This window comes from uncultured Actinomyces sp., from assembly GCF_963526355.1.
Taxonomy (GTDB): domain Bacteria; phylum Actinomycetota; class Actinomycetes; order Actinomycetales; family Actinomycetaceae; genus Actinomyces.
Map to the genome: position 1 here is coordinate 1 of NZ_CAUROW010000019.1, position 24,714 is coordinate 24,714.

General features: G+C 51.3%; 31 protein-coding genes. All 31 read left to right on the forward strand.

Translation table 11 applies throughout. The features are described from left to right. Nucleotides 1-570, forward strand: a 570-nt coding sequence (locus RWR81_RS06115; protein ID WP_314455921.1) for a DUF6353 family protein, incomplete at its 5' end; no start/stop codon positions are given. A 31-nt stretch (nucleotides 571-601) separates the two neighbouring features. Further along, nucleotides 602-1,339 carry a hypothetical protein gene (locus RWR81_RS06120; RefSeq protein ID WP_314455923.1) on the forward strand — a complete coding sequence of 246 codons (738 nt, stop codon included), beginning with the start codon at nucleotides 602-604 and terminating at the stop codon, nucleotides 1,337-1,339. After that, nucleotides 1,332-1,880: a hypothetical protein gene (locus tag RWR81_RS06125; protein WP_314455925.1), complete on the forward strand. Its 549-nt coding sequence runs from the start codon at nucleotides 1,332-1,334 to the stop codon at nucleotides 1,878-1,880. Before RWR81_RS06120 ends, RWR81_RS06125 begins: the two co-directional genes overlap by 8 nt. 15 nt (nucleotides 1,881-1,895) lie before the next feature. Then, nucleotides 1,896-5,681, forward strand: a complete 3,786-nt coding sequence (locus tag RWR81_RS06130) for a DUF5906 domain-containing protein (protein ID WP_314455927.1) — start codon at nucleotides 1,896-1,898, stop codon at nucleotides 5,679-5,681. A gap of 244 nt (nucleotides 5,682-5,925) precedes the next feature. Then, complete coding sequence (locus tag RWR81_RS06135; protein WP_314455930.1) at nucleotides 5,926-6,219, forward strand: hypothetical protein; 294 nt, start codon at nucleotides 5,926-5,928, stop codon at nucleotides 6,217-6,219. Continuing rightward, nucleotides 6,216-6,434, forward strand: a complete 219-nt coding sequence (locus tag RWR81_RS06140; RefSeq protein ID WP_314455932.1) for a hypothetical protein — start codon at nucleotides 6,216-6,218, stop codon at nucleotides 6,432-6,434. The genes RWR81_RS06135 and RWR81_RS06140 overlap by 4 nt, the downstream gene beginning before the upstream one ends. Next, nucleotides 6,421-6,594: a hypothetical protein gene (locus RWR81_RS06145; RefSeq protein WP_314455937.1), complete on the forward strand. Its 174-nt coding sequence runs from the start codon at nucleotides 6,421-6,423 to the stop codon at nucleotides 6,592-6,594. The genes RWR81_RS06140 and RWR81_RS06145 overlap by 14 nt, the downstream gene beginning before the upstream one ends. 190 nt (nucleotides 6,595-6,784) lie before the next feature. Then, nucleotides 6,785-6,967, forward strand: coding sequence for a hypothetical protein (locus RWR81_RS06150; protein WP_314455939.1), 183 nt, complete (start codon nucleotides 6,785-6,787; stop codon nucleotides 6,965-6,967). Nucleotides 6,968-7,032: 65 nt separating this feature from the next. After that, nucleotides 7,033-7,215 carry a hypothetical protein gene (locus RWR81_RS06155; RefSeq protein ID WP_314455940.1) on the forward strand — a complete coding sequence of 61 codons (183 nt, stop codon included), beginning with the start codon at nucleotides 7,033-7,035 and terminating at the stop codon, nucleotides 7,213-7,215. Further along, nucleotides 7,215-7,508 carry a hypothetical protein gene (locus tag RWR81_RS06160; RefSeq protein ID WP_314455942.1) on the forward strand — a complete coding sequence of 98 codons (294 nt, stop codon included), beginning with the start codon at nucleotides 7,215-7,217 and terminating at the stop codon, nucleotides 7,506-7,508. Before RWR81_RS06155 ends, RWR81_RS06160 begins: the two co-directional genes overlap by 1 nt. Before the next feature lie 223 nt (nucleotides 7,509-7,731). After that, the gene (locus RWR81_RS06165; protein ID WP_314455944.1) at nucleotides 7,732-8,214 is read left to right on the forward strand and encodes a hypothetical protein; all 483 of its coding nucleotides are present in this window, start codon (nucleotides 7,732-7,734) and stop codon (nucleotides 8,212-8,214) included. 83 nt (nucleotides 8,215-8,297) lie between these two features. Beyond that, complete coding sequence (locus RWR81_RS06170; protein ID WP_314455946.1) at nucleotides 8,298-8,864, forward strand: hypothetical protein; 567 nt, start codon at nucleotides 8,298-8,300, stop codon at nucleotides 8,862-8,864. Beyond that, entirely contained in the window at nucleotides 8,861-9,406 is a 546-nt protein-coding gene (locus RWR81_RS06175; protein WP_314455948.1) for a hypothetical protein, read from the forward strand. Before RWR81_RS06170 ends, RWR81_RS06175 begins: the two co-directional genes overlap by 4 nt. Beyond that, nucleotides 9,406-9,951 carry a hypothetical protein gene (locus tag RWR81_RS06180; RefSeq protein ID WP_314455950.1) on the forward strand — a complete coding sequence of 182 codons (546 nt, stop codon included), beginning with the start codon at nucleotides 9,406-9,408 and terminating at the stop codon, nucleotides 9,949-9,951. Before RWR81_RS06175 ends, RWR81_RS06180 begins: the two co-directional genes overlap by 1 nt. Nucleotides 9,952-9,973: 22 nt before the next feature. Beyond that, nucleotides 9,974-10,369: a hypothetical protein gene (locus tag RWR81_RS06185; RefSeq protein WP_314455951.1), complete on the forward strand. Its 396-nt coding sequence runs from the start codon at nucleotides 9,974-9,976 to the stop codon at nucleotides 10,367-10,369. Then, complete coding sequence (locus RWR81_RS06190) at nucleotides 10,344-10,700, forward strand: hypothetical protein (RefSeq protein ID WP_314455953.1); 357 nt, start codon at nucleotides 10,344-10,346, stop codon at nucleotides 10,698-10,700. The genes RWR81_RS06185 and RWR81_RS06190 overlap by 26 nt, the downstream gene beginning before the upstream one ends. Further along, on the forward strand, nucleotides 10,697-11,026 hold the full coding sequence (locus RWR81_RS06195; protein ID WP_314455954.1) for a hypothetical protein: 330 nt from the start codon (nucleotides 10,697-10,699) through the stop codon (nucleotides 11,024-11,026). Before RWR81_RS06190 ends, RWR81_RS06195 begins: the two co-directional genes overlap by 4 nt. Further along, the gene (locus RWR81_RS06200; RefSeq protein ID WP_314455955.1) at nucleotides 11,026-11,361 is read left to right on the forward strand and encodes a hypothetical protein; all 336 of its coding nucleotides are present in this window, start codon (nucleotides 11,026-11,028) and stop codon (nucleotides 11,359-11,361) included. The genes RWR81_RS06195 and RWR81_RS06200 overlap by 1 nt, the downstream gene beginning before the upstream one ends. 442 nt (nucleotides 11,362-11,803) lie before the next feature. After that, a complete protein-coding gene (locus RWR81_RS06205) occupies nucleotides 11,804-12,244 on the forward strand; it encodes an HNH endonuclease (RefSeq protein WP_314455956.1) in 441 nt (146 codons plus the stop codon). A gap of 21 nt (nucleotides 12,245-12,265) precedes the next feature. After that, nucleotides 12,266-13,459 carry a hypothetical protein gene (locus tag RWR81_RS06210; protein WP_314455957.1) on the forward strand — a complete coding sequence of 398 codons (1,194 nt, stop codon included), beginning with the start codon at nucleotides 12,266-12,268 and terminating at the stop codon, nucleotides 13,457-13,459. A 511-nt stretch (nucleotides 13,460-13,970) separates the two neighbouring features. Beyond that, a complete protein-coding gene (locus tag RWR81_RS06215; protein ID WP_314455958.1) occupies nucleotides 13,971-14,285 on the forward strand; it encodes a hypothetical protein in 315 nt (104 codons plus the stop codon). Beyond that, a complete protein-coding gene (locus RWR81_RS06220; RefSeq protein WP_314455959.1) occupies nucleotides 14,236-14,796 on the forward strand; it encodes a hypothetical protein in 561 nt (186 codons plus the stop codon). The genes RWR81_RS06215 and RWR81_RS06220 overlap by 50 nt, the downstream gene beginning before the upstream one ends. Beyond that, nucleotides 14,793-17,462: a hypothetical protein gene (locus tag RWR81_RS06225; RefSeq protein WP_314455960.1), complete on the forward strand. Its 2,670-nt coding sequence runs from the start codon at nucleotides 14,793-14,795 to the stop codon at nucleotides 17,460-17,462. Before RWR81_RS06220 ends, RWR81_RS06225 begins: the two co-directional genes overlap by 4 nt. A gap of 573 nt (nucleotides 17,463-18,035) precedes the next feature. Beyond that, complete coding sequence (locus tag RWR81_RS06230) at nucleotides 18,036-18,344, forward strand: hypothetical protein (RefSeq protein WP_314455962.1); 309 nt, start codon at nucleotides 18,036-18,038, stop codon at nucleotides 18,342-18,344. 408 nt (nucleotides 18,345-18,752) lie between these two features. Beyond that, complete coding sequence (locus RWR81_RS06235) at nucleotides 18,753-19,088, forward strand: hypothetical protein (RefSeq protein ID WP_314455963.1); 336 nt, start codon at nucleotides 18,753-18,755, stop codon at nucleotides 19,086-19,088. Further along, a complete protein-coding gene (locus RWR81_RS06240; protein WP_314455965.1) occupies nucleotides 19,085-19,525 on the forward strand; it encodes a hypothetical protein in 441 nt (146 codons plus the stop codon). Before RWR81_RS06235 ends, RWR81_RS06240 begins: the two co-directional genes overlap by 4 nt. After that, nucleotides 19,522-20,109, forward strand: coding sequence for a hypothetical protein (locus RWR81_RS06245; protein WP_314455967.1), 588 nt, complete (start codon nucleotides 19,522-19,524; stop codon nucleotides 20,107-20,109). Before RWR81_RS06240 ends, RWR81_RS06245 begins: the two co-directional genes overlap by 4 nt. Nucleotides 20,110-20,440: 331 nt before the next feature. Beyond that, complete coding sequence (locus tag RWR81_RS06250) at nucleotides 20,441-20,935, forward strand: hypothetical protein (protein WP_314455968.1); 495 nt, start codon at nucleotides 20,441-20,443, stop codon at nucleotides 20,933-20,935. A gap of 18 nt (nucleotides 20,936-20,953) precedes the next feature. Continuing rightward, entirely contained in the window at nucleotides 20,954-22,693 is a 1,740-nt protein-coding gene (locus RWR81_RS06255; RefSeq protein ID WP_314455970.1) for a terminase TerL endonuclease subunit, read from the forward strand. Beyond that, nucleotides 22,690-23,436 (forward strand): hypothetical protein, encoded by a 747-nt coding sequence (locus tag RWR81_RS06260; RefSeq protein WP_314455972.1) that lies wholly within the window; start codon nucleotides 22,690-22,692, stop codon nucleotides 23,434-23,436. Before RWR81_RS06255 ends, RWR81_RS06260 begins: the two co-directional genes overlap by 4 nt. A 20-nt stretch (nucleotides 23,437-23,456) precedes the next feature. Then, the gene (locus RWR81_RS06265) at nucleotides 23,457-24,713 is read left to right on the forward strand and encodes a phage portal protein (RefSeq protein ID WP_314455974.1); all 1,257 of its coding nucleotides are present in this window, start codon (nucleotides 23,457-23,459) and stop codon (nucleotides 24,711-24,713) included. Nucleotide 24,714: the final 1 nt, after the last annotated feature.

The following is a 24,714-nucleotide window of genomic DNA, read 5'->3' on the forward strand; positions in this document are numbered from 1 at the left end:
GGCCTCCTCGCGGCATATTCTGCTGTCGATCGTGCCTTCAAGAACTACAAGTCCGGCGTTGCCGAGGTCTTCGGTTCTGAGGGCGTCAAAAAGATGCAGAAGTGGGTGAACGAGAAGTCTCAGGAGGATATTTCTCCTGAGGAGGCAGGTGATGTCCCGCCCATCGTCAAGGATCTCGAGGATCTCAAGGCGATGGGTATTAAGCCTCATCGGATCGATATCGAAGGCCTCTCCCCTTATGCTCGGGTTTATGGCCCCGGTTGCGAGGACTGGGAGGGCTCTAAGGAGCACGATGAACTCATGCTCTCAACTACCCAGGCATATTTCAACGATCGCCTCGTGGCCCGAGGACACGTATTCCTCAATGAGGTTTACGATGCCTTTGGTATCAGTCGTACTCCTGCTGGTGCTGTGGTTGGCTGGACCTACGACCGCAACGGCGATAATTACATTGATCTTCGCATCGGTGACTACATCGATGATCTGGTCGGCGATTCAGACTCGACCGAAGTTTACCGATCCTGGATTATCGACCCCAACGTCCAGGGTGTCATCTGGGATCTCATCTGATATTTAGAAACTCTTAAGAAAGGACACAACCATGCAAACCACCGTAAAGGTGGCGCTGGCCTTTGCGGTCGGTGCTCTGATAGGCGTTCTCAGCGCTCGGTATTTCGCAGATAAGAATGCCGAGGAGCGTCTGTCCCAAGAAGTCGAGGCTATTCGTCACTATTACCAGACGAAGCTCAAGATCGAGACTGAGCGTGTTCAGAAGGGCGAGGACATCAAACCTGTCAAATCGAAGCACACTGATATGCTCGGTCGCCCTAAGCCCGGCGAGGAGTACGAGGCTATGCAGGATCAGCAGCGCGGTTCTCTGTGGACCAACCCTCCCGAGTTCGAGGATGTTGCACCTGTAGATGACATGGAGCAGGGTGTCGCAGTCGACGCATATACGTTCGACAACGAGGCCCAGGCTGTCATGAAGATGTACCTGGGTTACGAGCAGCACGAGTTGCCCATCATCCGAGTGACCGAGGAAAGCTTCTGGCGCGGTTGGGCGGACTTCCCCTGCTACGAGCTCCACTATCTGGCCGGAGACAACCTTGTGTATATGGCGGACGACGAGAGTATCGTGCCCGATGTTCGGGTCAAGGCTCTCATCGAAGACGCTATGGACGATATGGTCGATTATGATGTCGACCCCACACGAAGCGTGAAGTACCTCCGAAACTACCGCGAGGAGACTGATATTCAGCTCTTCTTCCACAACGAAGGCCTCGAGGAGTATCTGGAGTCACAGTCGATCCCCATGAATCGGGTGAAGACCCTTGACTGAGGCATATTTCGAGTGGCTCGTTGTGAAGACGGGTATGGACCGTTTCACTAAGAATCTTGCGAAGACTCATTGGGTTCTTCTCGAGATCCTATTCAAGACACAGTTTGTCGTCTGGCATGTGATGGACGACAACCAGGTTGGTTATGCGCAGTACATGCGTGAGACCTTTGCGTACGAGACTCAGCGTGATGTACCCCAATCATGGATCGAGGGGGAGATCTCACTTCTTGAGGTTCTCGTTGTGCTTAGCGAACGTCTATCCGACTTGATCTCGAATCCGGTAGAATGGTTCTGGACGATGCTTCAGAACGCGAACCTCGAAGCGTTTACGGATGAAATCCTGAACGACCCGGCTGGGCAGCCCCGGGATGAGGTGAAGAATCTACTGGACGAGCTCATGGACGGACGACGTTCGTTCTTCCCCATCACCGACGCGGATATTTCCAGGTTCCCCGAACTTCACGGTGAGGGGCTCAATCGTCAGGCTCTCGATATGTGGAGCCAGGCGAACTACTGGATCCGGGCGGTGTACAATCTTTAGCAGAAAGGAGCCGCGATGGATTTCGTGAAAGCGACAGTCCAACAGGGCAAAAAGAACGAGTGGCGGGTGACCCCATCGTTCCGCGTCGGTCGTATGAACGACGTCATGGTCCGAGGTGGCGACTTCTATGCTGTTTGGGATCCGCGCAAGGGTCTCTGGTCGACTGAGGAGTATGACCTTCAGGAGCTCGTCGATGAGGAGCTTCAGAGGCTATATTCGGAGCAGCAAGGTAAGTTGTCAGGCGATCTCAACATGTCATTGATGAGCACCTACAACTCTCAGAGCTGGACGATCTACCGTCGGTGGATTAAGAACCTACCTGACTCCCATATCCAACTGGATCGGAAACTGGTCTTTGCGGACGATAAACCTCGCCGCGAGGACTACGCGAGTAAGAGACTTCCATATTCTCTGAAGTCTGGTCCGACCGAGAGCTGGGATCGGTTGGTTTCTACCTTGTATGACGAGGAGAACCGACGCAAGATTGAGTGGGCTATCGGATCTATATTCGAGGGCGACTCGAAGTGGATCCAGAAGTTCTTCGTTTTCTACGGCGAGGGTGGTTCGGGTAAGTCGACGATCATCAATATCATCGAGAGACTGTTCGACGGATATACCGCGGCATTCAAATCTCAGGCGCTGGCTAGCGGGACCAACCGGTTCGCTCTTGCACCTCTTGCCACGAACCCTCTCGTTGCTATTGAACATGATGGTAACCTGTCTCGTATTGCCGACAACACTATGCTCAATAGTCTTATCGCGCACGAGAAGATGCCTATGGACGAGAAGTTCAAGTCCGCGTATGAGATGAAGTTCGACTGCATGATCTTCATGGGCACGAACTCGCCGATCCATATTACAGACACCAAGTCTGGTCTCATCCGAAGGCTTGTTGATATCTGTCCGAGTGGCAACAGGATCCCCCACGGCGAGTACGACGCTCTTGTGAGGGATATTTACGACCACCTGGGTGAGATGGCTACACATTGCATCGAGGTCTACAAACATTATGGACCTCACTACTACGATGCATACAAACCGTTGTCGATGATGTACAAGACCAACTTCTTGTATGCCTTTGTTGAGGGGAACCTTGACGAGTTCGATGGCGGTATTTCTCTACAGAGCGCTTATGCCCAGTACCGTGAGTACTGCGAAGAGAGCAACATTAACCGGATGCCTAAGAACAAGTTTAAGGACGAGTTCAAGGCTTTCTTCAACGAATTCAAATCGCAATCTCGAACTGACAACGGAACGAAGATCAAAAACTTCTACCGATCTATCAAGTTCGAGCTGTTCAATATCACCGAGCTGAAAGCAGAACCCAAAAAGGAGTATCATCTTGTACTTGACAAATCTGCTTCTTTACTCGATAGTGTGCTATCTGACTGTCCTGCTCAGTATTCTCGGGATGGAGTTCCTTCTCGCCGATGGGACGACGTGGACACCACACTCGAAGACATCGATACGAGTAAAGAACATTATGTACGCCCCCCGCAGAATCATATCGTCATCGATTTTGATCTTAAGGTCGATGGCGAGAAAAGCAAGGAGCGCAACCTCGAGGCTGCTTCTAAATGGCCTCCTACTTACGCTGAGTATAGTAAGGGCGGTAGCGGCATTCATCTACACTACATCTATGAAGGTGATGCGAGCGAGCTCTCGGCTATGTATGACGACAACATCGAAGTCAAAGTATTTACAGGAAAAGCGAGCCTTAGACGACGCCTGTCGTACTGTAACGACTTACCTGTTGCTCACATCTCCGAAGGACTACCACTCAGGGAGAAGAAAGTGATCGACGTTCAGGTCATGAAGAACGATAAGACCCTCAGGGATCTTATTGTTCGAAACCTCAAGAAGGAGATCCACCCTGCAACTAGACCGTCTATGGACTTCATTAAGAAAGTCCTCGACGATGCGTACGAGCAAGGGATGGATTACGACCTTCGAGTGATGAAGCCTACGATCATTCGCTTCGCCTCGAACTCGACCAACCAGTCTGAGTACTGCCTCAAGCTTGTTGAGCAGATGCATTTCTGCGGCAAGAAGAACGAGGACGAGATGCGTGAGATCGTCGCCGAGAAGCGCAAAGATCCTGACGGAGATATCGTCTTCTTCGACGTCGAGGTCTTCCCGAACCTATTCCTGGTTAACTGGAAGGTCCGAGGATCAAAGCGAGTTAATCGTATGATCAACCCGATCGCAGACGATCTTGAACCTCTCCTCAAGTTCAAGTTAATCGGGTACAACAATCGTCGTTACGACAACCATATTCTCCACGCGAGGATGTTGGGTTATGACAACTACGAGTTGTTTCTGCTGAGTCAGAAGATCATCAACGGTGAGAAGGATGCGATGTTCGCGGAGGCATACAATCTCAGCTATGCGGATATCTACGATTTCTCATCTAAGAAGCAGTCTCTCAAGAAGTGGGAGATTGAGCTTGGTCTGGTCCACCGAGAGCTTGATTATCCTTGGGATGAACCGGTTCCCGAGGATAAGTGGCTCGAAGTCGCGGAGTACTGTGATAACGATGTGATCGCTACCGAGGCCGTCTTCGATGCTCGTCATGAAGACTGGGTTGCTCGAGAGATCTTGGCTAAGATTTCGGGACTGCCTATCAACTCCTCGACGAACGCGCACACCACTCGAATCGTATTCGGAACGAATCGCCATCCTCAGAGTCAGTTCGTATATACCGATCTGAGTAAGGACTTCCCCGGATACGAGTACAAGCAGAAGGTGAATGACGATGGCCGCATCATCGGGATGGAGTCCACTTACAAAGGAATTACCACTGGAGAGGGCGGTCTCGTCAGAGCCAAGCCGGGAATTTACTATAACGTCGCCCTCCTCGACGTCTCCAGTATGCATCCCAGTTCGATCGAAGCGCTTAACCTATTCGGAGACGAATACACCAAGCGGTACTCGGAGATTAAGCAGGCTCGTATCGCTATCAAGCGAGGAGATGACGAGACCGCAAAGACTCTTCTGGGAGGCGTCTTGCGGGCATTTCTCGAGGAAGGTGTGGACCACGTCGCCTTGGCCAACTCGCTGAAGATTGTTATCAATAGCGTTTATGGTCTGACGGCTGCGAAGTTCCCGAACGCGTTCCGCGACCCGAGGAACGTAGACAACATCGTGGCGAAGCGCGGTGCTTTGTTCATGATCGACCTCATGGAGTTTGTCGAGAGCAAGGGTTTTATTGTCGCCCATATCAAGACGGACTCTATCAAGATCCCCGATGCCACTCCCGAGATTATTCAGGAGGTCATCGAGTTCGGCAAGAAGTACGGGTACGACTTCGAGCACGAAGCGACGTACGAACGTATGTGTCTCGTCAACGACGCCGTTTATATTGCGAAGTATAAAGACGGTGGGTGGACTGCCACTGGTGCACAGTTCCAACACCCAGTGGTATTCAAACAGCTCTTCTCACACGAGGAGCTCACGTTCAGAGACTACTGTGAGGCCAAGTCGGTCACCTCGAAGATGTATATTCAGCGCGAGGATCCCGAACGATCTCACTTCAGTTTCATCGGACGTGTCGGTCTGTTCGTTCCTGTGAAGGACGAGCCGGGTATTCCTGGCGGAGCCTTGAAGCGGTACAACGAGAAGACCGAGACCTACGCGGACGTCACGGGTACCAAGGGGTACAAGTGGGAGGACGCAACTCTTATCGAGAAGGCGAACAAGCCTGAATGGATCGATAAGACATACGCACGGCATTTGGTCGATAATGCTGTGGAGACCATCAACAAGTTTGGCGACTTCGAAGAGTTCGTCAAAGCTGCCTAAGGAGGCATATTATGTGCGGACGCTGGATTTGGGTTCACATCGGTTGGGGTTGGTACCACATCTGGGTCCAGGACGCTGCTTGCGGGCGAGTCAACCGCACCTGACCTATATTTCAACATTCTAGAAAGGACACTATCATGCGACGACACTATGGTATCATCAGCTTCATCTTCGATGTCTTCATGACCATCATCACCAGCGGCTTGTGGCTCATCTGGATCTTCGTTCGGGAGATGCGTCGGCGGTGAAACTGACAAAGTCTGCCGAAGATATTCTGGCGGAGATCGGTGACGATGACGAGGCTCAACCGGAAGCTGAGACCTTTGCTCGTCGTTGGATCAAAAATTCCCGGGGGAGGATTCTGAGAGTCAAATCTCGGGTTCTCCCCCTTGGGGGATCCACCAACGGCTACACACTCGAGATCACCATCCCTAAAGTTCGAAACCGCGAGATCATCGACAGGATGAACGAGGATCTGTGCGATTTCCTAGACGCCCTAATCGACGAATACAACATCCCGAAGAGAGTACGCAAATGAGTGCACCCATTGACCACACACCCGACATCATCGTTCGCGATACTGAGGACGGTGGTGTAGATCTCGTCTTCCACGTCGAACAGGGTGATCTGGATCGTTCTCAGTTCATCCGCATCGTAGCTTTCTATGCTGGTATGCTACAGACGGGAATCGATGCGAGCCGTTCGTACGCTGAGCAGGCTCTCTACGAAAGGACCACTAATGGCGCTTCTTGATGATATTGAGCACGCCATGACCAAGATGAGCGAACATAAGGAGGCCGCTCGACACCTGATGACCATGGCGCTGGACGAACGAAACAAGGCCTCGACGTGGGAGAAGCGCGCCGAGGAACTTATGGAAAAGCTTGATAAAGTAGGAACCGACAATGCCTGAGAAGACACCTTTCCAGATTCAGCAGTCCGGTAACGACGAGGTCCTTTCGGCCACTGTGATCGAGAGGATGGAGCCCGAGGATATCGATCGTCTGTTGGCGTACCTTCGGGAGCCCCGAGAGTATGTGACTCAGCACTGATATCCGCGAAAAGAACATGGGGCATAGTGACCACCACAGAAAGGAAACCTCATGTTCACCATCGAGCCCGGCGGCGTCCAGGACCTCTCCATCGCTCTCTTTGTTATTCTGCTCGGTTTCGCACTCGCTAAGTCTTACAGCTTAGCGGTGTGGCTGATGCAGTGGTGCAAAGACACGACCCCCGAGGATCTGGACGCCGTTCGCTCCGGTAAAGTGACCCCATTCCGACACTGACCTAACCACAGGCCTTATATCCGCTACTCGGCGGATAGGGTCTTCACATTTGAAAGGATACCACCATGTCTAACACCATCGCAACTGACGGATTCTCGAGTCTGGAGTACGTCGTTTCCGAGGGCGAACGAAAGGCGAAGTTCACTCTGGAGATCGGTTTCCGTAACGACATGTCTTCGGACGAGAAGTATGCTCTCATGAACGAGCTTCAGCAGGCCGTTGAGAAGATCCTCGAGGAGCGTAACTGATGGACTACGACGAGATTACCGCGGTCGATATTGTCGACGGTATGATCCCCAAGAATACCACCACTGACGACGCGAAGCCGAAACTCGTCATCGTCAAACACGCCTCTATTTACACAGAGAGCCAGCGAGGCGGCCCCATCTACAAGGAACACAACGAGGGCGAGGTTACTATCCGACTCGAGTTCTTTAAGACCACAACCGCCAGCGAGCAGGCTTGGTTCATCCAGAAGATCGAGGAAGCCGTTGTCGATATTATCCACGAGCACTCAAGGATGGAGACGTGGGCACGATAGACGAACGACCCGGCCCCCTACAACTCGGGCATCGATACAAGTCCTCTCGGATGAGCCAGATCGAACGAACACTTGCTCGAATCAACACTTCGGCGTATAACGTCATATCCGAACGAGAAACATCGAAGGCCGCTTTCGAACTCGAGAAGGCTTCTTATTGGATGGCTCACCTCGCTTCAGATATCGCAGCACACTCACAGATCAACCCTAAGGAGTACCACTCATGAACGACGTCACATTTCGCAATGTCCGAATCATCTTCCGTAACTTCGCCGGAGCCCCAACTCGCTTCAACGCCGCGGGAGGTAAGCGCACCTTTTCGATCCTCCTGAATGAGAACGAGGCTAATGAGCTGAGTTCGATGGGCTTCAACGTCAAGGCGCTTAAGCAGCGTGATCCGGATGACGACCCCGCGTTCCACCTCCCCGTCGAGGTCTCATATCGTGTGAAGCCTCCGCGTATCGTCTTCGTCTCGAACCAGGGACGTAAGCGGACAGTCATCGACGAGGACACCGTCAGTCTGATCGATTACACCGAGATCGAGAAGATCGACCTTACCATCAACCCTTACCAGTGGGAGATGGAGAACGCTCACGGCGTCAAGGCATATCTCAAGACTATGTATGTCACGATCCGTGAGGATGAACTGGACATCGAGTACGCTCAGGACTTCGGCCCTGAGGTTCCTGCCGATTACGAGGAGTAACTGACTCCTCACCCTCGAGGGAGGGGTTCTTGAGTCTTCAGATCTGAGAGCCCCTCCCTTGTTCTTTTAGAAAGGACAACATCATGCTACGTATTAAAGACATCCCCCACATCTACGACCAATGCGAAAACAAAGACCTGCGCTGTCTCATAGCGCTCCCTAACGATTCGAGGACTTATATTCTCGATGATTACGATGAGGGGTGGGATTGGGAGACCGAACAGGCGACATACGAGACCGACCTCGTGTTGGTCGACCGAGACACTCTTGTTGTGAAGCGAGTAACTTTAGATAATGATAAGAGGATCCTTCGGGACGAGAATAATATTCGAGTGCTCAACGACCGTATTGAGGACCAAGTTGAACGTGTGTTCTCAGAAGCTAAGTTTGTGGGTCGGACGGTTACTCTTCAGAGAGTCAGCGGTCTCGGCGTATTCGAAAACTGCGAACTTATCCACACTGACGGAGATCGATCGCTGGTCTTTATTAGCGCTCTGTGCGATCACTCTAATAATCTCCAGATTCTCGTGCTGACTAGCGCGGCCATTCTCACTCGCTCGGAAGATAATGGTACATATCTACTCGACGGGGAGTACTTCGTCAACACCACATCGCTTAAGGCGCCGAAGACTCAAGGGGTACTGTCATGACTCAGTACGTCAATGAGCAAGAGGTTCGCGTTTTCTGGAGAAAGCAAAATAACCATATCGAACTCTGGGGACAGCCGTGTTTCATCAAGTTCCCTGAGCGTGACGAGATCTACATCATATTCCGGTTCGGCTTCAACGACGAGAATTATGTGGATCTCTATGGCGTCCGAATCGATGACCCCTCAGCGACGCCGGTGCATTTCTTCTTCAAGTACGAGAAGACGAAGATCCGAGATGGAATCCAAGATTCGTCCGGTAGGGACATTGTCGAGGTTGAGGAGGACAAACGCATCACCACCATGGAGATCATGCTGACGTACGGTTTCGTCGATGGTTCTCGGACAAGTCCGTCAGTGCGAATCGAAAACCGCGACTACTTCGTCATCGACATGAAGAGCTCCGTTATACGCGACCAACAGTACGTCACACTAACCCTCATCGATAAGGAGTATGGCCTTAAGAAGGATCTCGTCTATTGCGCCAACACTTTATGGGAAAAAGCTGACAACAACTTCTACATCGACACGAAGAAGGTTCTCTAATGATCGAGATGATCTACACAGCCCTTAAGAACGACCTTGACGACGGCTGGTACCCCCGAGTGATCGGTCTGTACGGGCGAGAGGATCCGTTCGTCGTGACGGACGTCGACTTGGGTCCCGGGACCGATGAGGAGATCACGATTCTCATCGGAACATACGCTAACGGCGGCAGGAAGCAGGAGATTCAGTTCCGAACGGATAGCTTCTACCTCGATCCGATCCATCGGGACAACGTTCGAGCATATCGTCTCATGCCGAACAGACCTCGAATGGAGGCGCACCCGGCGAGAGAGATCATCAAGAAGTGGGGTGAACAGACCGCCAAGGGTGATATTTACGAGATCGAGATCAACATCGGGGGTAATGAGACATTCCACGCTCACGACTACTATTGGAACGGTTCAGGCGACTGGGTTGTCCTTAAGGGCCACAACGATGTCCGTCCGGAGCACTATATCTATCTTCCCGGAGACGCGACGGTTCGTGTCTATACCGACAGGCCCGACGTCTATGTCGTCGAGTTCGACCAGATCTACACGCACTGATATTTCAAAGGAGCACCACACTATGGCACACCAGACAACTTACGAGAGACTGTCATCCTGCAACATCAAAGGCGAGACGAACCTTCGAGAGTGGTACGCTCTCAATAGTCTTTCGCCCTCGCTCGGTGAGCCCGATAACATCTACGAGGAGATCAACTACGTCGTCCAGACGACTGAGGCGTACTATTTCCTCAACGGCGACCGGCAGATCCACATGCGCCTTCCTCATACTGGTTGGAAGCTCGAGTATGTGGACGGACGGATGCATTTCGTTTCGAGGAATGCGCTCAACTTCATCGAGAAGGATGTCTGCGATGGGGTGTCCAAGCTCGACGTCAAAGCCCTTGTGAGGGTTCTCAACCACATCAAAGACCGTCTGGAGGTACTCGGCTGTGACGACGCTAAAACAACTCTATAAAGAGTACGATGAGCAATACATTATCTGTTACGTCTGTCATGACCTCCGACTCTACGAAAGCACCCTCATGTCGTCCTCGCCATTTTCACTCAAACAACTCGATCCTACAGGATGGAGGTTCAGTTGGTACGCCCCAAACGAGACTCACAAGTGGGCTGTTGAGGATCTCTTCATCGACGGAGAGTACATCTATATCGGGCCTAAGGATCCTGGCGTAAAGCTCGTCACGATTGAGAAGACACGACCGAAGCTCAACATCAACTGGAAGAAGAAGACCATTTCCTACACCGGGAATGTCGACGAGTTCATTACATGGGGTGATGACAAATGACGTGGGACGACGTTTACGAAAAGATGAAGGACGAATTCTCGAGGCAGGAGCGGTTCGGGACAAAGTTCTTCATCTTCGAGGACATCACGGATGATATATTTCCCTTAATCAACACGTATATCTGTGAGGGTCTTCCGGAGGTCTTTAAGACCAACGGCAGGCTCGGGATCCGACTCAAGGATGCGAACCGAGACCGAACGATCACCATTCGGGATGAGGGGCACACGTGGTCTTGGACGCCGAGGCAGCTGAAGCTCATTCGGTACTCCCCCGAGTTCTCTGAGACGACTTCGCTCGACGAGTTCTGCAAGGAGGAAGGTCTCTAATGAAGTGGATGGAAGCTCTGAGCGCGATGGAGGAGCATTCCCATCGTATACCCACCACATTCTATACGTTCATTAACAAGACGTCGGCGGGGAGTATTACAGACATCTTCGTCTGCCGTGGTTTCCCGCACTACAAGATGTCTGACGAGGGAGTCGTTATTTCCTTCCGGAACGCCAACAAGAACGAGAGGATTTTCGTCTTCGAGGGACCGTCTCACGAGAACGATTGGGTGTGGTATCCCGACAGTCTGGTTCTGCTGCGGATAGATTCTGCGGATCTCCCTCAAAACATTACGCACGAGGAGTTGTACGGGATTGGAAACACTGCGTTATGAGAAGTGGAATTGGTGGACGCTGTTGGAGGCTGACCATATTCGCTCTAAGCGAGAGCCTACGAAACCTCGCAAGTGGGTGTTTCGAATTATGGGAACGGTTGGTGGGGGTGGTGAATGCAGCGAACCGATACTTACGAAGAGCGGCTATGTTGCGTTCAAATGCCCAGTCCTCCAGTCCGCTATCCTAACGCCTCAGAACAACCCACTTCTCGAGATCGACTATCAAGCGCGTCTTATTCGGCTGCACGAGTACGACAAAGCGCATCCTTGGTACGGTGCAGCAACTCTGGGTAACAGCTCGGTATATTACAAGAGCCTGCTGTGGCCCACAATCGGGAATTTCCCGGACGACATCGCGTAATCTCAATGGGAGGGGTTTCAGGTCTATCATAAGGCTTGAAGCCCCTCCCTACGCGCACTATCCCTTATGAAAGGCACAAACATGAACAACAAAGAATTCGACCGCTATTTCATCGAGTACAACATGGTGGGACGATGGATCGGCAACTTGGTTAACCACCCCGACTACTATATCACCAACGATGGTTACGTTATCCGTTACCGTGAGTCTACGGGAGACACATATCTCCGGACGATGAGACCTAAACCGCATGTCTCAACCCCCTACTACGTCGTTAACATCGTTGACCAAACGACTAAGCGCAACAAGATGTACTACAACCATATTCTTGTGTATAAGGCTTGGGTCGGCGACTATGATCGGCATACCCACAACCTGTGGTTCATCGACGGCGATATCCGTAACTGTCACGTCGATAATCTCGAACTCATCACTCACTCGGAGAAAGGCAAGCGCATCGATTACATGAAGCGTGGAATCGACTGGAACGCTATCGTGGACGAGTTCGGGGCACTGGCATGAATATTCCGGGAAGGATTTACAATGCGGCTACGGCAGCATCAGTTAGAAGCCTTGGAGAACCTTGCGAACGGGAAGGTGTTGTGTGGTTCAGTTGGCTCGGGGAAGAGTCTGACGGCGGTGGCGTACTGGTATATGACGATCTGCGGGGGTGGATTGATCCCGCTGGTACCCAGGAGATCCCACATTCCGTGCTATGTGGTGACAACTGCCAAGAAGAGGAACGACCGAGAATGGGATCTAGAATTCGCAAGAGTAGGAGTTGATCGAAGTGACGAGAACGGAGATGTCCATGTTATCTCGTGGAATGAGATCTACAAAGTGGAGAACGTCACCGGCGCATTCTTCATATTCGACGAACAACGAGCGAGCGGATCTGGTAAATGGGCTAAGACGTTCATCCGAATTGCTCGGAGAAACCGGTGGATCATGCTATCCGCTACTCCTGGAGATGTATGGCTCGACTATATTCCACTGTTTGTCGCAAACGGATTCTATAAGAACCGAACAGAATTCATCCGTCGTCACGTCGTCTTCGATAACTTCGCCAAGTTCCCCCAGGTCCAGCGATATCTCGAGACAGGGGTTCTTGAGCGTTACAGAAGACAGATCCTCGTTGACATGCCGGTCGAACGACATACGGTACGAGTTCGACGTAGTATTCATGTAAAATACGACGAGGAGCTATATTCGCGGATCTCGAAGACTCGGTTTGATCCTTGGAAGGATGAGCCTGTGCAGAACGCGGGAGGGCTGTGTTATCTGTTCAGACGCGTCGTCAATGACGATTCCCGGAGATATGCGGCAGTTCTCGATGTGCTCAAGCGCCACCCTCGCGTGGTGATATTCTACAACTTCGATTACGAACTCGAGCGTCTGTGGGGTCTTGAGAAAGATGGGTTCTCGGTTTCGGAGTACAATGGGCATCGACACGATCCGGTACCCGAGGGTGAGTCGTGGGTATATCTCGTGCAGTATACTTCGGGCGCCGAGGGATGGAACTGCACTACTTCAGACACCATGGTATTCTACTCGCTGAACTATTCCTACCGGGTTATGGAGCAGGCTGAGGGGCGGATCGATCGCCTCAACACGCCGTACTCGAAGTTGTTTTATTATCGATTGGTCTCGAATTCGCCTATCGATCGAGCGATTCAAGACGCGATTTCACGAAAGAAGGTGTTCAATGAGCGCGCATTTATAGGACTAAAGTCCTAGATTCTTGGACCAAAAAAAGGGGGCAGAGAGGGTCCAGAAAGGGTCCAAAACACATTTTTTATGGGGTGTTGTCCTCGCAAATGGGGGGCAATGACCCACAAACTCGAAAAATGGACCCTTTTGGACCCTTTTTGGACCCTTTGGGTCATTGCCCCTAAAACGTTGCAATTCCAACGAAAAGTCGGGGTCTTGGACCCTTGGACCCTTTTTTTCTCTATTAATAAGTAAAAAGTAAAAATTAAAAAGTATAGAGAGTAAGGGTTTTGAGGCTCAAAAAGGTTCCAACTCAAATTTGTGGGTCATTGCCCTAGCGTGAGATACTTCGCGTATAATGAAGAGAAGGGACAGAATGGGGCAAAACGCCTTATTTTGTCGCATGTCAAATAAACTTGACATATGGGTTTTTGTGTCCTTTCTGCCCATGTGACGGGTGAGGAGCGATCGTGGGGATGGTCCATGTTTTGTGATCCTCTGTCTCTTCTCTGATCGACTTGTTGAAAGGACAAAGCGAATGACTCGCGAGAGTATATTCCAAAAAGGTTTGATCCGAGAAATCAAACAACGCCTTCCGGGATGCCTAGTTCTCAAGAACGATCCCAACCATATTCAGGGCATCCCCGATCTCACGGTCCTTTACCAAGACCGATGGGCCTTCCTCGAAGTTAAGAAGTCCGCTAAAGAGGCGCACCAGCCTAATCAAGACTATTACATCAAGAAGGCCAACGCCGTATCATTCGGCGCATTCATATCCCCGGAGAACAAGGAGCACGTTCTTCATGATCTGGAACTCACACTCAACCCTGGAGGGAGCGCACGCCTTCCTTAGTGCCTCCAAGTACTCTTGGTTGAACTATGACGATGAGAAACTCGTGTCTACGTTTATGACCGCTCAGGCAGCAGCACATGGCACGCGACTACACGCGCTCGCCGCGGAACATATCCGGCTCAAGATGAGGATGCCCCGCAATAAGGTAACATTCAATGCTTATGTGAATGACGCCATCGGATTCAAGATGGATCCTGAGGTCGTCCTCTTCTATTCGGTTAATGCCTTCGGTACTGCGGACGCCATATCCTTCGACGAAAGAAAGGGCTTCCTTCGGATCCACGATCTCAAGACGGGAACGAGTCGCGCCAAGATGGACCAGTTAATGGTCTACGCTGCCTTGTTCTGTCTCGAGTACAACGAGAAGCCGATGAGCCTTGAGTCGGAGCTTCGTATCTACCAAAACGATGATGTGCAGATCTATATTCCGAACATGGATGATGTCGCACACATCATGTCCCGCATTGTCCACTTCGATAAGCTTATCGAGAAAGCTAAGGAGGACGCGTGATATTCTCAACTGAGGATCACGACGACTACCTAGAGCACTACGGTATGCCCCGGAGGTCTGGGCGATATCCGTGGGGATCTGGTAAAGAACCGTATCAGTCAGCTCACGGATTTAAAGGCCAGGTTGAGGAACTTCGTAAGCAGGGACTCTCACAACCGCAGATCGCTAAGGCGATGGGCATTACGACCACTCAGCTTCGTGCGCATATCACCAACGCTAACGCGGAGTTGAAAGCCGACAAAGTACATCGAGCCCTAACTCTTAAAGAGAAGGGGTTATCTACATCGGCAATCGGTCGCGAGATGGGTCTTAATGAGAGTTCTGTTCGAGAGCTCCTCAAACCTGATGCTCTCGCCCGCAAGGATAAGATCTCGAAGACCGCTGATATCCTTCGTGAGGATGCCGATAATCGTAAGTTCATCGATTATGGCACGGGCGTCGAACTTAACCTAGGAGTGTCTAACGAGCAGTTGAAGGCCGCCGTCGAGATGCTCAAGAATGAGGGTTATGAGACTCACGATGTATATTTGAAGCAGGCGGGTTCGGACCGATACACCAACATTCGTGTTCTATCTCCTCCTGGCACTCCTAAATCGGAAGTGGTGAAGAACCTTGATAAGATTCGCACTCCCGGTGTTGTTGTGTGTGACGGCGATATTACTACTGGTATTCGGAAGCCTAGTAACCTCGATTCCAAGAGACTCGAAGTTAAGTACGGGCCAGACGGCGGTAGTGATATGGATGGTGTCATTGAGCTTCGTCGCGGAGTTCGTGATCTGGATCTGGGTAATAGCCATTATGCTCAGGTCCGCATTGCTGTGGATGGAACCCATTATCTAAAAGGCATGGCTATGTATTCCGATGATCTTCCGAAGGGTGTTGATGTTCGTTTCAACACCAACAAGAAGAACACCGGAAACAAGATGGATGCGCTCAAACCGCTTAAATCTGATCCCGATAATCCGTTCGGTGCCACCATTAGACGCCAGATGGAGTATATCGGTAAAGATGGCAAGAAAAAGCTTTCCCCGCTTAATCTGGTTAATGACGAAGGATCCTGGGATGACTGGAGTAAGTCTCTAGCATCGCAGTTCCTATCGAAGCAGAGTCTCGATATGGCCAAGCGCCAACTTGGGATTACCCGGAAGAAGTTCGATGATGATTTCCAAGAGATCATGTCACTTACTAACCCGGTTATTAAGCGAAAGCTTCTTGAGAAGTTCGCAGAATCTGCCGATTCGGCTTCAGTCCATCTAAAAGCCGCCGCATTACCACGCCAAGCGGCCCAGGTCATTCTTCCGCTTAAGAACATTAAGCCGAATGAGGTCTACGCGCCGAATTTCAAACATGGTGAGCGGGTCGCGCTAGTTCGATATCCTCACGGTGGAACGTTCGAGATCCCCGAGCTTGTTGTCAACAACAAATTCAAGGATGGAATTCGTCTTATTTCGCCAAAAGCGAAGGACGCAATCGGTATTCACCCATCAGTCGCAGAACGATTGTCGGGAGCCGATTTCGATGGTGACAACGCCGTTGTTATTCCGCTCGGAGGAACCACTAAAGTACGAACCGCACCTCCGCTTCGTGGTTTGAAAGGGTTCGATCCTAAGGCTGCATACCCTGCGGTTCCGGGAATGAAGCGTATGACAAATACGCAGACTGAGATGGGTAAGATCAGTAATCTCATTACCGATATGACCCTCAAACAGGCTAAGCCGAGTGAATTGGCTAGGGCTGTTCGTCATTCGATGGTTGTTATCGATGCCGAGAAACACGGATTGAACTATGTTCAGTCTGAAAAAGATAATGGCATTGCTCAACTGAAGCAGAAATATCAGAATGGCGGCGGTGCATCCACACTCATTTCATTGGCTAAGTCCAAGGCGTATGTCCCTGAGAGGAAACTTCGCCGCACTTCGGAAGGCGGATCTATAGATCCCAAAACTGGCGAGCTCATTTACAAAGAGACTGGTCGTTATTACGAGAAGCATCTTAAGAATGGTACTACTAAGCGGGTCTATTATCAAACCGAGACCCGTAAGATGAGTACTGTTAAAGATGCCCATGCGCTATCTTCGGGTACCCCTATGGAAGCGCTGTATGCCGACCATGCTAATAAGCTCAAGGCCATGGCAAATAGAGCCCGTAAGGAATCTATTAGTCAACCCCCCATTGTCAAGAACCCTGCTATTGCGGAAACATACGCCCCCGAGGTTTCATCCCTCCGGGCTAAACTAAATACCGCCCTCAAGAACAAACCCCTAGAGCGACAAGCCCAGGCGGTAGCTAAAGGGGTACTTGATGCCAAGCGGGCCTCCAACCCGGACATGGATGCTGACGAAGCAGCGAAGATCGAGTCAATGGCTTTGCGTACTGCGCGCCAGAGACTAGGAGCGGACAAGGCTGGTAGTAGGGTACAACCTACACCACGAGAGTGGGAAGCCATACAGAAGGGCGCTGTCTCCAACCACTTCTTGGAGCAAGTCATCGCTAACGCTGACATCGACTACATCAAGCAGCTGGCCACACCAAAGGTTAAGCAAGGTTTGAGTAACGCTCAGATAGCGAGAGCTGAAGCCATGCAGCGTAACGGAGCAACCAACGCTGAGATTGCTGAAGCACTTGGTGTCTCAACATCGACAATTCGTCGTGCTATTCTTGCATGAACTTAGAAGAAAGGAAGTGAAGAACCAATCATGAGGTTGTGTAGACTAACGACTACGGACAATCCTTACGATCCTTTCGATGAGTTCGACAAATGGTACTTATGGGATGTTCAACACGGGTACCACACCTCTGCCTACCTAGGTAGGGTGGCACGGACCTCTGGTGATCTGTCAGAAGTTGATGACAACTTGGCGAACGAGCAAGCAATCGATGAGATTGTGGAGCTGAATCTTGTCGGAATTTACAGAAAAGTTGTGAGAGACGTTTGAGTTTCTGCTATTTCTGCTATTTCGACTCAAGCCCGGGGGACTCCGCGAAAAACGCAGACCCCTGGTCATCGCCTGCCTCCTCATATTTTCCCCGCAGGGATTTTTGAGGGTTGCGTTTTGCATCCGGGCGGTTCGGCTATAGGCTTGACGACTTCCCTGCACCGTTGGGTTTTTCTGTGGTGCTCCTCCCCAACGAGTATCTGAGGGCTTGGTACCCCCTCGGAAGGCGGGTAGAAGTCATCAAGTCTATAGTCGAACCGCCCGGAATGTTGTATATTCTCCCCTGGACTAGGAGGTAACTCATTGGGAGGCACCAAGAAGTCTCGGGTTTCAGGAGCAACCACCCCCGAGAAGCAGGAACACATCCTCATCGGACTAGCTTATGAGCTTGCAGAGAAGCAACTTCGGGAGGGAACGGCCTCTCCAATGATTGTTGCGCAGCTTTTGAAGCGAGGAACTCTTCGAGAGGAACTTGAACTCGCTAAACTCCGCCAGGAGACCGCGGTTCTTAACTCTAAGAAGGCTGTACTCGATTCTAGCACAAACACTGAACAACTGATGACCGAGGCAATCGCCGCTATGAGGTCCTATCAAGGGGTTGAAGATCAGTGAAGCGTACCGTCACCGAGTTGTTCCGACTCGAGACCTTCGAGGATCGTTACGAGTATCTCAAACTCGGAGGTTCAGTCGGCGCTAATACTTTCGGCTTCGATCGCTATCTGAACCAACGTTTCTATCGTTCACGAGAATGGAAGTCGGTTCGAGACGAGGTAATCATTCGAGATAACGGCTGCGATCTCGGAGTCGACGATCGCGAGATCATGGATCGGATCATCATCCATCACATGAATCCTATGGTCGCCTCAGATCTCGAGGACTATAACCCCGATGTCTTAAACCCCGAGTATCTTATCACCACAACACACGCAACCCATAATGCTATACACTATGGGGATCGTCGATTGCTAGTAACTCTTCCGCCGGAGCGGAGACCTAACGACACTATCCCATGGAGGTAGTATGGGTGTTCTTAAGGATACCAAACAAGTTCTGGGCGTCGACCGTGACGATCACTCCTTCGATGTCGACATCACGATGCACATCAACTCAGCTCTGATGATCCTACGACAGACCGGTGCACTCCCGGCTGTGAGTAAGATCGTCGACGACTCGACTACTTGGGAGGAGTTGTTCCCTCCGGCTAATGGTCTATGGGCGGTCCAAAGTTATGTGTATCTGCGCTGCCGGATCTGGTTCGATCCACCTTCTAACTCTTTCGTTCAGACAGCCATCGAGAAGCAGATCAGCGAGCTCGAGTGGCGTCTGAATGTCTACGCAGAAAGCGAGTCAAAATGAGTTTCGATACCGCCGATGACGTTTTGGCTCACCACGGCGTCAAAGGTATGAAGTGGGGTGTTCGTAAACAGCGGGCGACCGTAAGTTCATCCCCTAAGCCTAAAGGGCATGATGACTACAATCACGCCCATTCAGACATCGCCAACATGACACTCTCGAACAAGGAGTTGCAGCGCCGAGTCAACCGTTTGAATCTCGAGAAGCAGTACAACGACCTCACTGCTAAGAAGCAGAGCAAGTATACCAAGAAGCTCGGCGAAAAGTATGCTGAGAATTTCGCCAACATCACTATGAAGATCGCTGGGGCTGCGGCTAGTGCCGCATTCGCCTTCGCGTTCAAGGCGATTCTCGACAAAGCTATTAGCGGTGGTCTCGATGCTTCCACGGCGGATAAGATCCGTAAGGGCGTCGCTGCTGCGGGTAAGATTCTCAAATGATCTACGACTACCCTGAGGATTTTCTGGCTCACCACGGCGTTAAAGGCATGCGGTGGGGTGTCCGGAAACAGCGAACTCCCGGAGTTAGTCGAAAGACAGACCGGGCAGCTCGTAAGGACGCCAAAGAATTCACCCAGGCCAAGATGTACTACGGCGAGGGCGCAGGCAACCGTCGAAAGATGATCAAGGCCAAGGTCGATCAGCGATCGAAAGACGCCGCATACAAGAAGGCCTTCGACAACCACGTTGCGAATACCAACTGGGAGAAGCGTGGTCAGCAGGCTCGAGGCAAGCGACGCCGTCAAGATGTTAAGAACTCGGCAGGCAAGACTGCTCGAGGAATTCGGAATCTAGCGACGGGAAATACTCAATACGTTGGAACAGCGGTCCTTGCCGGAGCCGCTGCGTTCAAGGGCGCACAAATGGCCGGTGTCATACCGCCCACCTCTGATATCGCTAGGAAAGCAGCCAAAGCGGGCCGAACAGGTTATGATGCGGTTGTCAACTCCGGAGCTATGCGTCGAATGATGCATGAGATCAATATATATAATGGTCGTCGAGCGTTTAATAAACAGTTCGGCTAATCTTCGAGAAAGAGAGTCCAATGAGCGCACATTACGACGATGAGATTCTTGTGCATTTCGGGGTTAAGGGTATGCACAAGGGTGTTCGAAGAGTTAAGGGCGATCTAGTCGCTAATCCTCGGGTCGTTCGCAGCAAGCAGTTGGCGCAGCCTAATAAGCCTGTCACAGGTGTCGCCGCGGTTATGGCGTCGGCTCGACGTGCGGGTAACAAGCGAATGGAGGCTCAGAACGCTGTTCTGGAAGCCCCTAAGAAGATCGTACGGGGCGAGCTGAAGAGTTCGAACCGTCGAGTGGGTAAGGTAACTCCTCGAGCTTAGAGAAGGAACTAGCGATGTCTGCTCACTTCACCGATGAGTTCCTCATCCATTACGGCGTGCCTGGTATGAAGAAGGGGCAGAAGATGTCCCCAGAAGAGAAGGCGGCCCGAGAGCGTCTTCGCTACGAGAGACAAGTCGCGGCGGCCAATCGCCGGGCAGCTGCTCAACAGCGAAAAGCTAATAATGCCGCGATTCGCGCTCAGAAGAGAGCAGCCGCGCAACAGCGAAAAGCCGCCAACGCTGCTATTCGGGCTCAGAAGAAAGCTGCACGAGAGAGTAAGAAAGCGGCAGCAGCCGAGGCTAAGAAGAAACTCGAAGCTAAGCGCACGGCCGAGGCGACTCTACTTCGTTCGCATCGCATGAGCAAGTATCAAGCCGCCGTCGCACGAGCCAATGGGAAGACATTCCGTCCAGGGATGATGCGAACACTCCCGATCGATCGGAGTAAGCTCAACCAACAGTTCGGTTCAGTCGCCGAGATGCGTAAGAACGCCGCCCGTCGGCGATAGTCAAAATGGAGGATGGCGATGCTCAGCAACACCGCGACGCCTAAGTACTACGGCGCTTTCAGGGCCAAGGTACTGGCGGGCGAGATTCCGGTGTGTCGGGAGATCGCTATGGAGATGAATCGGATCGACGAACTCATCGCGGATCCTAACATCTACTACGACGACCGGGCCGTTGAAGGTTTCGTCCGCTTCGCCGAGGCCGAGATGACTCTTACCGACGGCGAGGAACTCAAACTTCTCGACAGCTTCCTCCTCTGGGCTGAGCAGATCTTCGGTTGGTGGTACTATAAACAGCGGTCTGTCTATGTGCCGAAAGAAGGAGGCCACGGAGGGCATTTTGAGATGCGTAAGGTCAAACTTCGCCTTACCAACAAGCAGTACCTCATCGTCGGACGAGGCGCAGCCAAATCTCTCTATGAGACCCTGCTCCAGGCCTACTTTCTGGTGATTGACACAAGCACCACACATCAAATCACAACCGCGCCTACTATGAAACAGGCCGAAGAGGTGATGAGTGCTTTTCGAACAGCCATCGTCCGAGAGCGTGGTCCGCTGTTTAAATTTCTAGCGATGGGTAGCCCGAACAGCACCTCCAACAAAGCACTCCGGCCTAAACTGTTCCCCTCCAAGAAGGGTATCGAGAACAACCTGACAGGTAGCCTACTCGAGGTCCGTCCGATGACTATCGACAAACTTCAGGGTCTCAGAACCAAGATGAATACTGTCGATGAGTGGTTGTCGGGGGACATTCGGGAAGATGTCGTTGGGGCGATCGAGCAGGGCGCGTCGAAGATCCAGGATTACCTGATTCTTGCGGTGTCTTCAGAAGGAACTGTTCGAAACTCCGCGGGCGACTCCATGAAGCTCGAGCTCCTTAGTATTCTGAAGGGCGAATTCAAAGATCCACACACATCAATCTGGTACTATCGTCTCGATGACATATCCGAGGTCGCTAACCCAGAGATGTGGATCAAAGCCCAGCCGAATCTCGGGATCACCGTCTCCTACGAGACGTATCAGCGCGATGTCGAACGAGCAGAACATGTTCCCTCAGCCCGCAACGATATTCTTGCTAAGCGGTTCGGGATCCCTATGGAGGGGTACACATACTTCTTCACATACGAGGAGACACTACCACATCGCAAGCGCGATTTCTGGGGAATGCCTTGTGCACTCGGGGCGGATCTATCTCAAGGTGACGACTTCTGCGCTTTCACTTTCATGTTCCCGCTACCTCGAGGAGAGTTTGGGATCAAAACTCGCTGTTACATCTCGAGTCTCACTCTCGCTAAACTCCCCTCTGCGTTGCGGCTTAAGTATGACGAGTTCATCGAGGAAGGTTCACTCCAGGTCTTGGAGTGTTCTATCCTTGACATGATGGAGGTTTACGATGATCTGGATCGTTTCATCGATGATTGTCGTTACGATATTCGCTCGTTCGGGTTCGACCCGTACAATGCGCGCGAATTCGTAGCACGCTGGGAGCAGGAGAACGGACCTTATGGTCTTGAAAAAGTCATTCAGGGCGTTAAAACCGAATCGGTTCCTCTCGGGGAATTGAAGAAGTTGTCTGAGGAACGAGCACTGTTGTTCGACGAGTCGTTGATGCAATTCACAATGGGTAACTGCATCACTCTCGAAGATACTAATGGTAACCGAAAACTTCTGAAGAAGCGCCGTGAAGAGAAGATCGACTCCGTTGCCGCAATGATGGATGCTTTCGTCTCCTACAAACTAAATAAGGAGGCATTCGAATGAGTGATTACCTTTCGCACCACGGTGTTAAAGGTATTAAGTGGGGTGTTCGAAAAGACAAAGACAAGGCTCACCGACAGAGCGTGATATCCGGTTACACCGAGGTTGCCCAAAAAATTAGAACAAGTGAGAAAACTGTCGATACGAAAAGTTCTAAAGGTGTAAACGTAAAAGCCGGAAGCACTCTCTATCGAACACATCGAGCTAAACAAGGCAAAAAGCTCGGGGACTATTCCTATTTTAGTACAAACGGCGCAGACGCTGCTCAGTATCGTGGGATCATGCCTTCGATGCGGGAGGGTGTTGGGCGTAAAAAGTATAACAAGAAATGGGTCGAGTCTACATATAAAACCACTAAAGATTTAAAGGCTCCTTCTGCGAAAGAGTCATATGAGATCTTTAACAAGGTCATGAACGAACCTGTCATGCATATTGGTCGAAAACACCAAGCAATCCTTGGACGGGAGTACATAAACTCGATGTACTATCCGCAAGTTTTCACCGACAATACGTATCACAAATTCTTGGCCGTCCAGTTCATGAAGAATCATTTCAACGATGCATTCCTCAAAGAGGTAAAGAGTCGTGGTTACAATGCTCTTCAAGACTTCAATGACGCCGGGGGTGTGAGTAAATCTCCAATCATCTCGTTGGATCCTGACGGTTCTGTTCGTGAAGTCGGACGCAGGGCGCTTTCCGCATGGGACATCAACGAGTCCCAGAAGAACCTTAAAGCATTCCGATAACCTAGGGAGGGCTGAACAAATTGGCTGAAACTTTTGGCGCCAGGTTAGCCCATGCCTGGAATGCTTTCACAGGACGGGGCGATCCCAAAGAGTACTGGAACTCGGGACCGGTTACAACTCTGCGTCCTTCATCTATCACACGACGACTGATTCCGAATGATAAGTCGCTCGTTAAGACTATCTATAACCAGATAGCTATCGATGTCTCTGCTGTGAACTTCCGGCATGTTCGTGTGGATCAAAATGGTAGATTCCGAGCGGAGATACCATCGGATCTGAATGACTGCTTGACAGTTGCTCCTAACCTCGATCAGACGATCAGACCCTTTATTCAGAGTCTCGTACTAAGTCTGTTCGACGAGGGTGCGGTTGCACTTGTCCCGGTCGATACGACTCTCGATCCAAAAGTGACCGAGTCGTATGACATTCGTTCGATGCGAGTCGGGCGGATAGTTGACTGGCGACCTCGCCACGTGACTGTTGAAGTCTATAACGATGCCGACGGACAGAAGCACGAGATCCTCCTGCCTAAGAAGGCTGTCGCGATCATCGAGAATCCCATGGCTGATGTGATGAACGGACCGAACTCCACCATCTCACGCCTTCAGCGGAAGCTTTCGATTCTCGATTCCATCGATGAGGCCGCCGGTAAAGGCAAGCTCGATCTTATCATCCAGCTTCCATATGTCATCAAGTCTGAGGCCCGACAGGAACAGGCCAAGAAGCGGCAACAAGCTATTGATGAGCAGTTGACTAATTCGGCTCACGGCATCGTCTACACCGATGGTACCGAGAAGATTACTCAGCTCAACCGTCCAGCGGAGAACAACCTTCTCGAACAGATTAAGTTTCTGAATGAAGAGTTGTACAACCGTCTCGGAATGCCAGCAGATGTATTCCAAGGTAAAGCCACCGAAGAGATGATGCTCAACTATTGGAACCGTTGTGTGGAACCAATCGTCGCAGCTATCGCCGATGCGATGAACCGAGCATTCCTCACTAAGACTGCTCGCACACAAGGGCAGCGGGTGATCTACCAGCGAGATGTGTTCCGTAACACGACGATTACCGGTCTGTCGAATGTCGCTGACATTCTGATCCGCAATCAGGTGCTTACGGGCAATGAGCTTCGACCGGTATTCGGTTTCCCACAATCTGATGAGCCTATTGCTGACCAGTTGGGTAACCCCAACGTTAACCAACTCGATGCGTACAACACGCAGGCGGATCAATCGGTCGATGTGGATCCGTCCTACTATGACGAACAGGAGGAGTAGT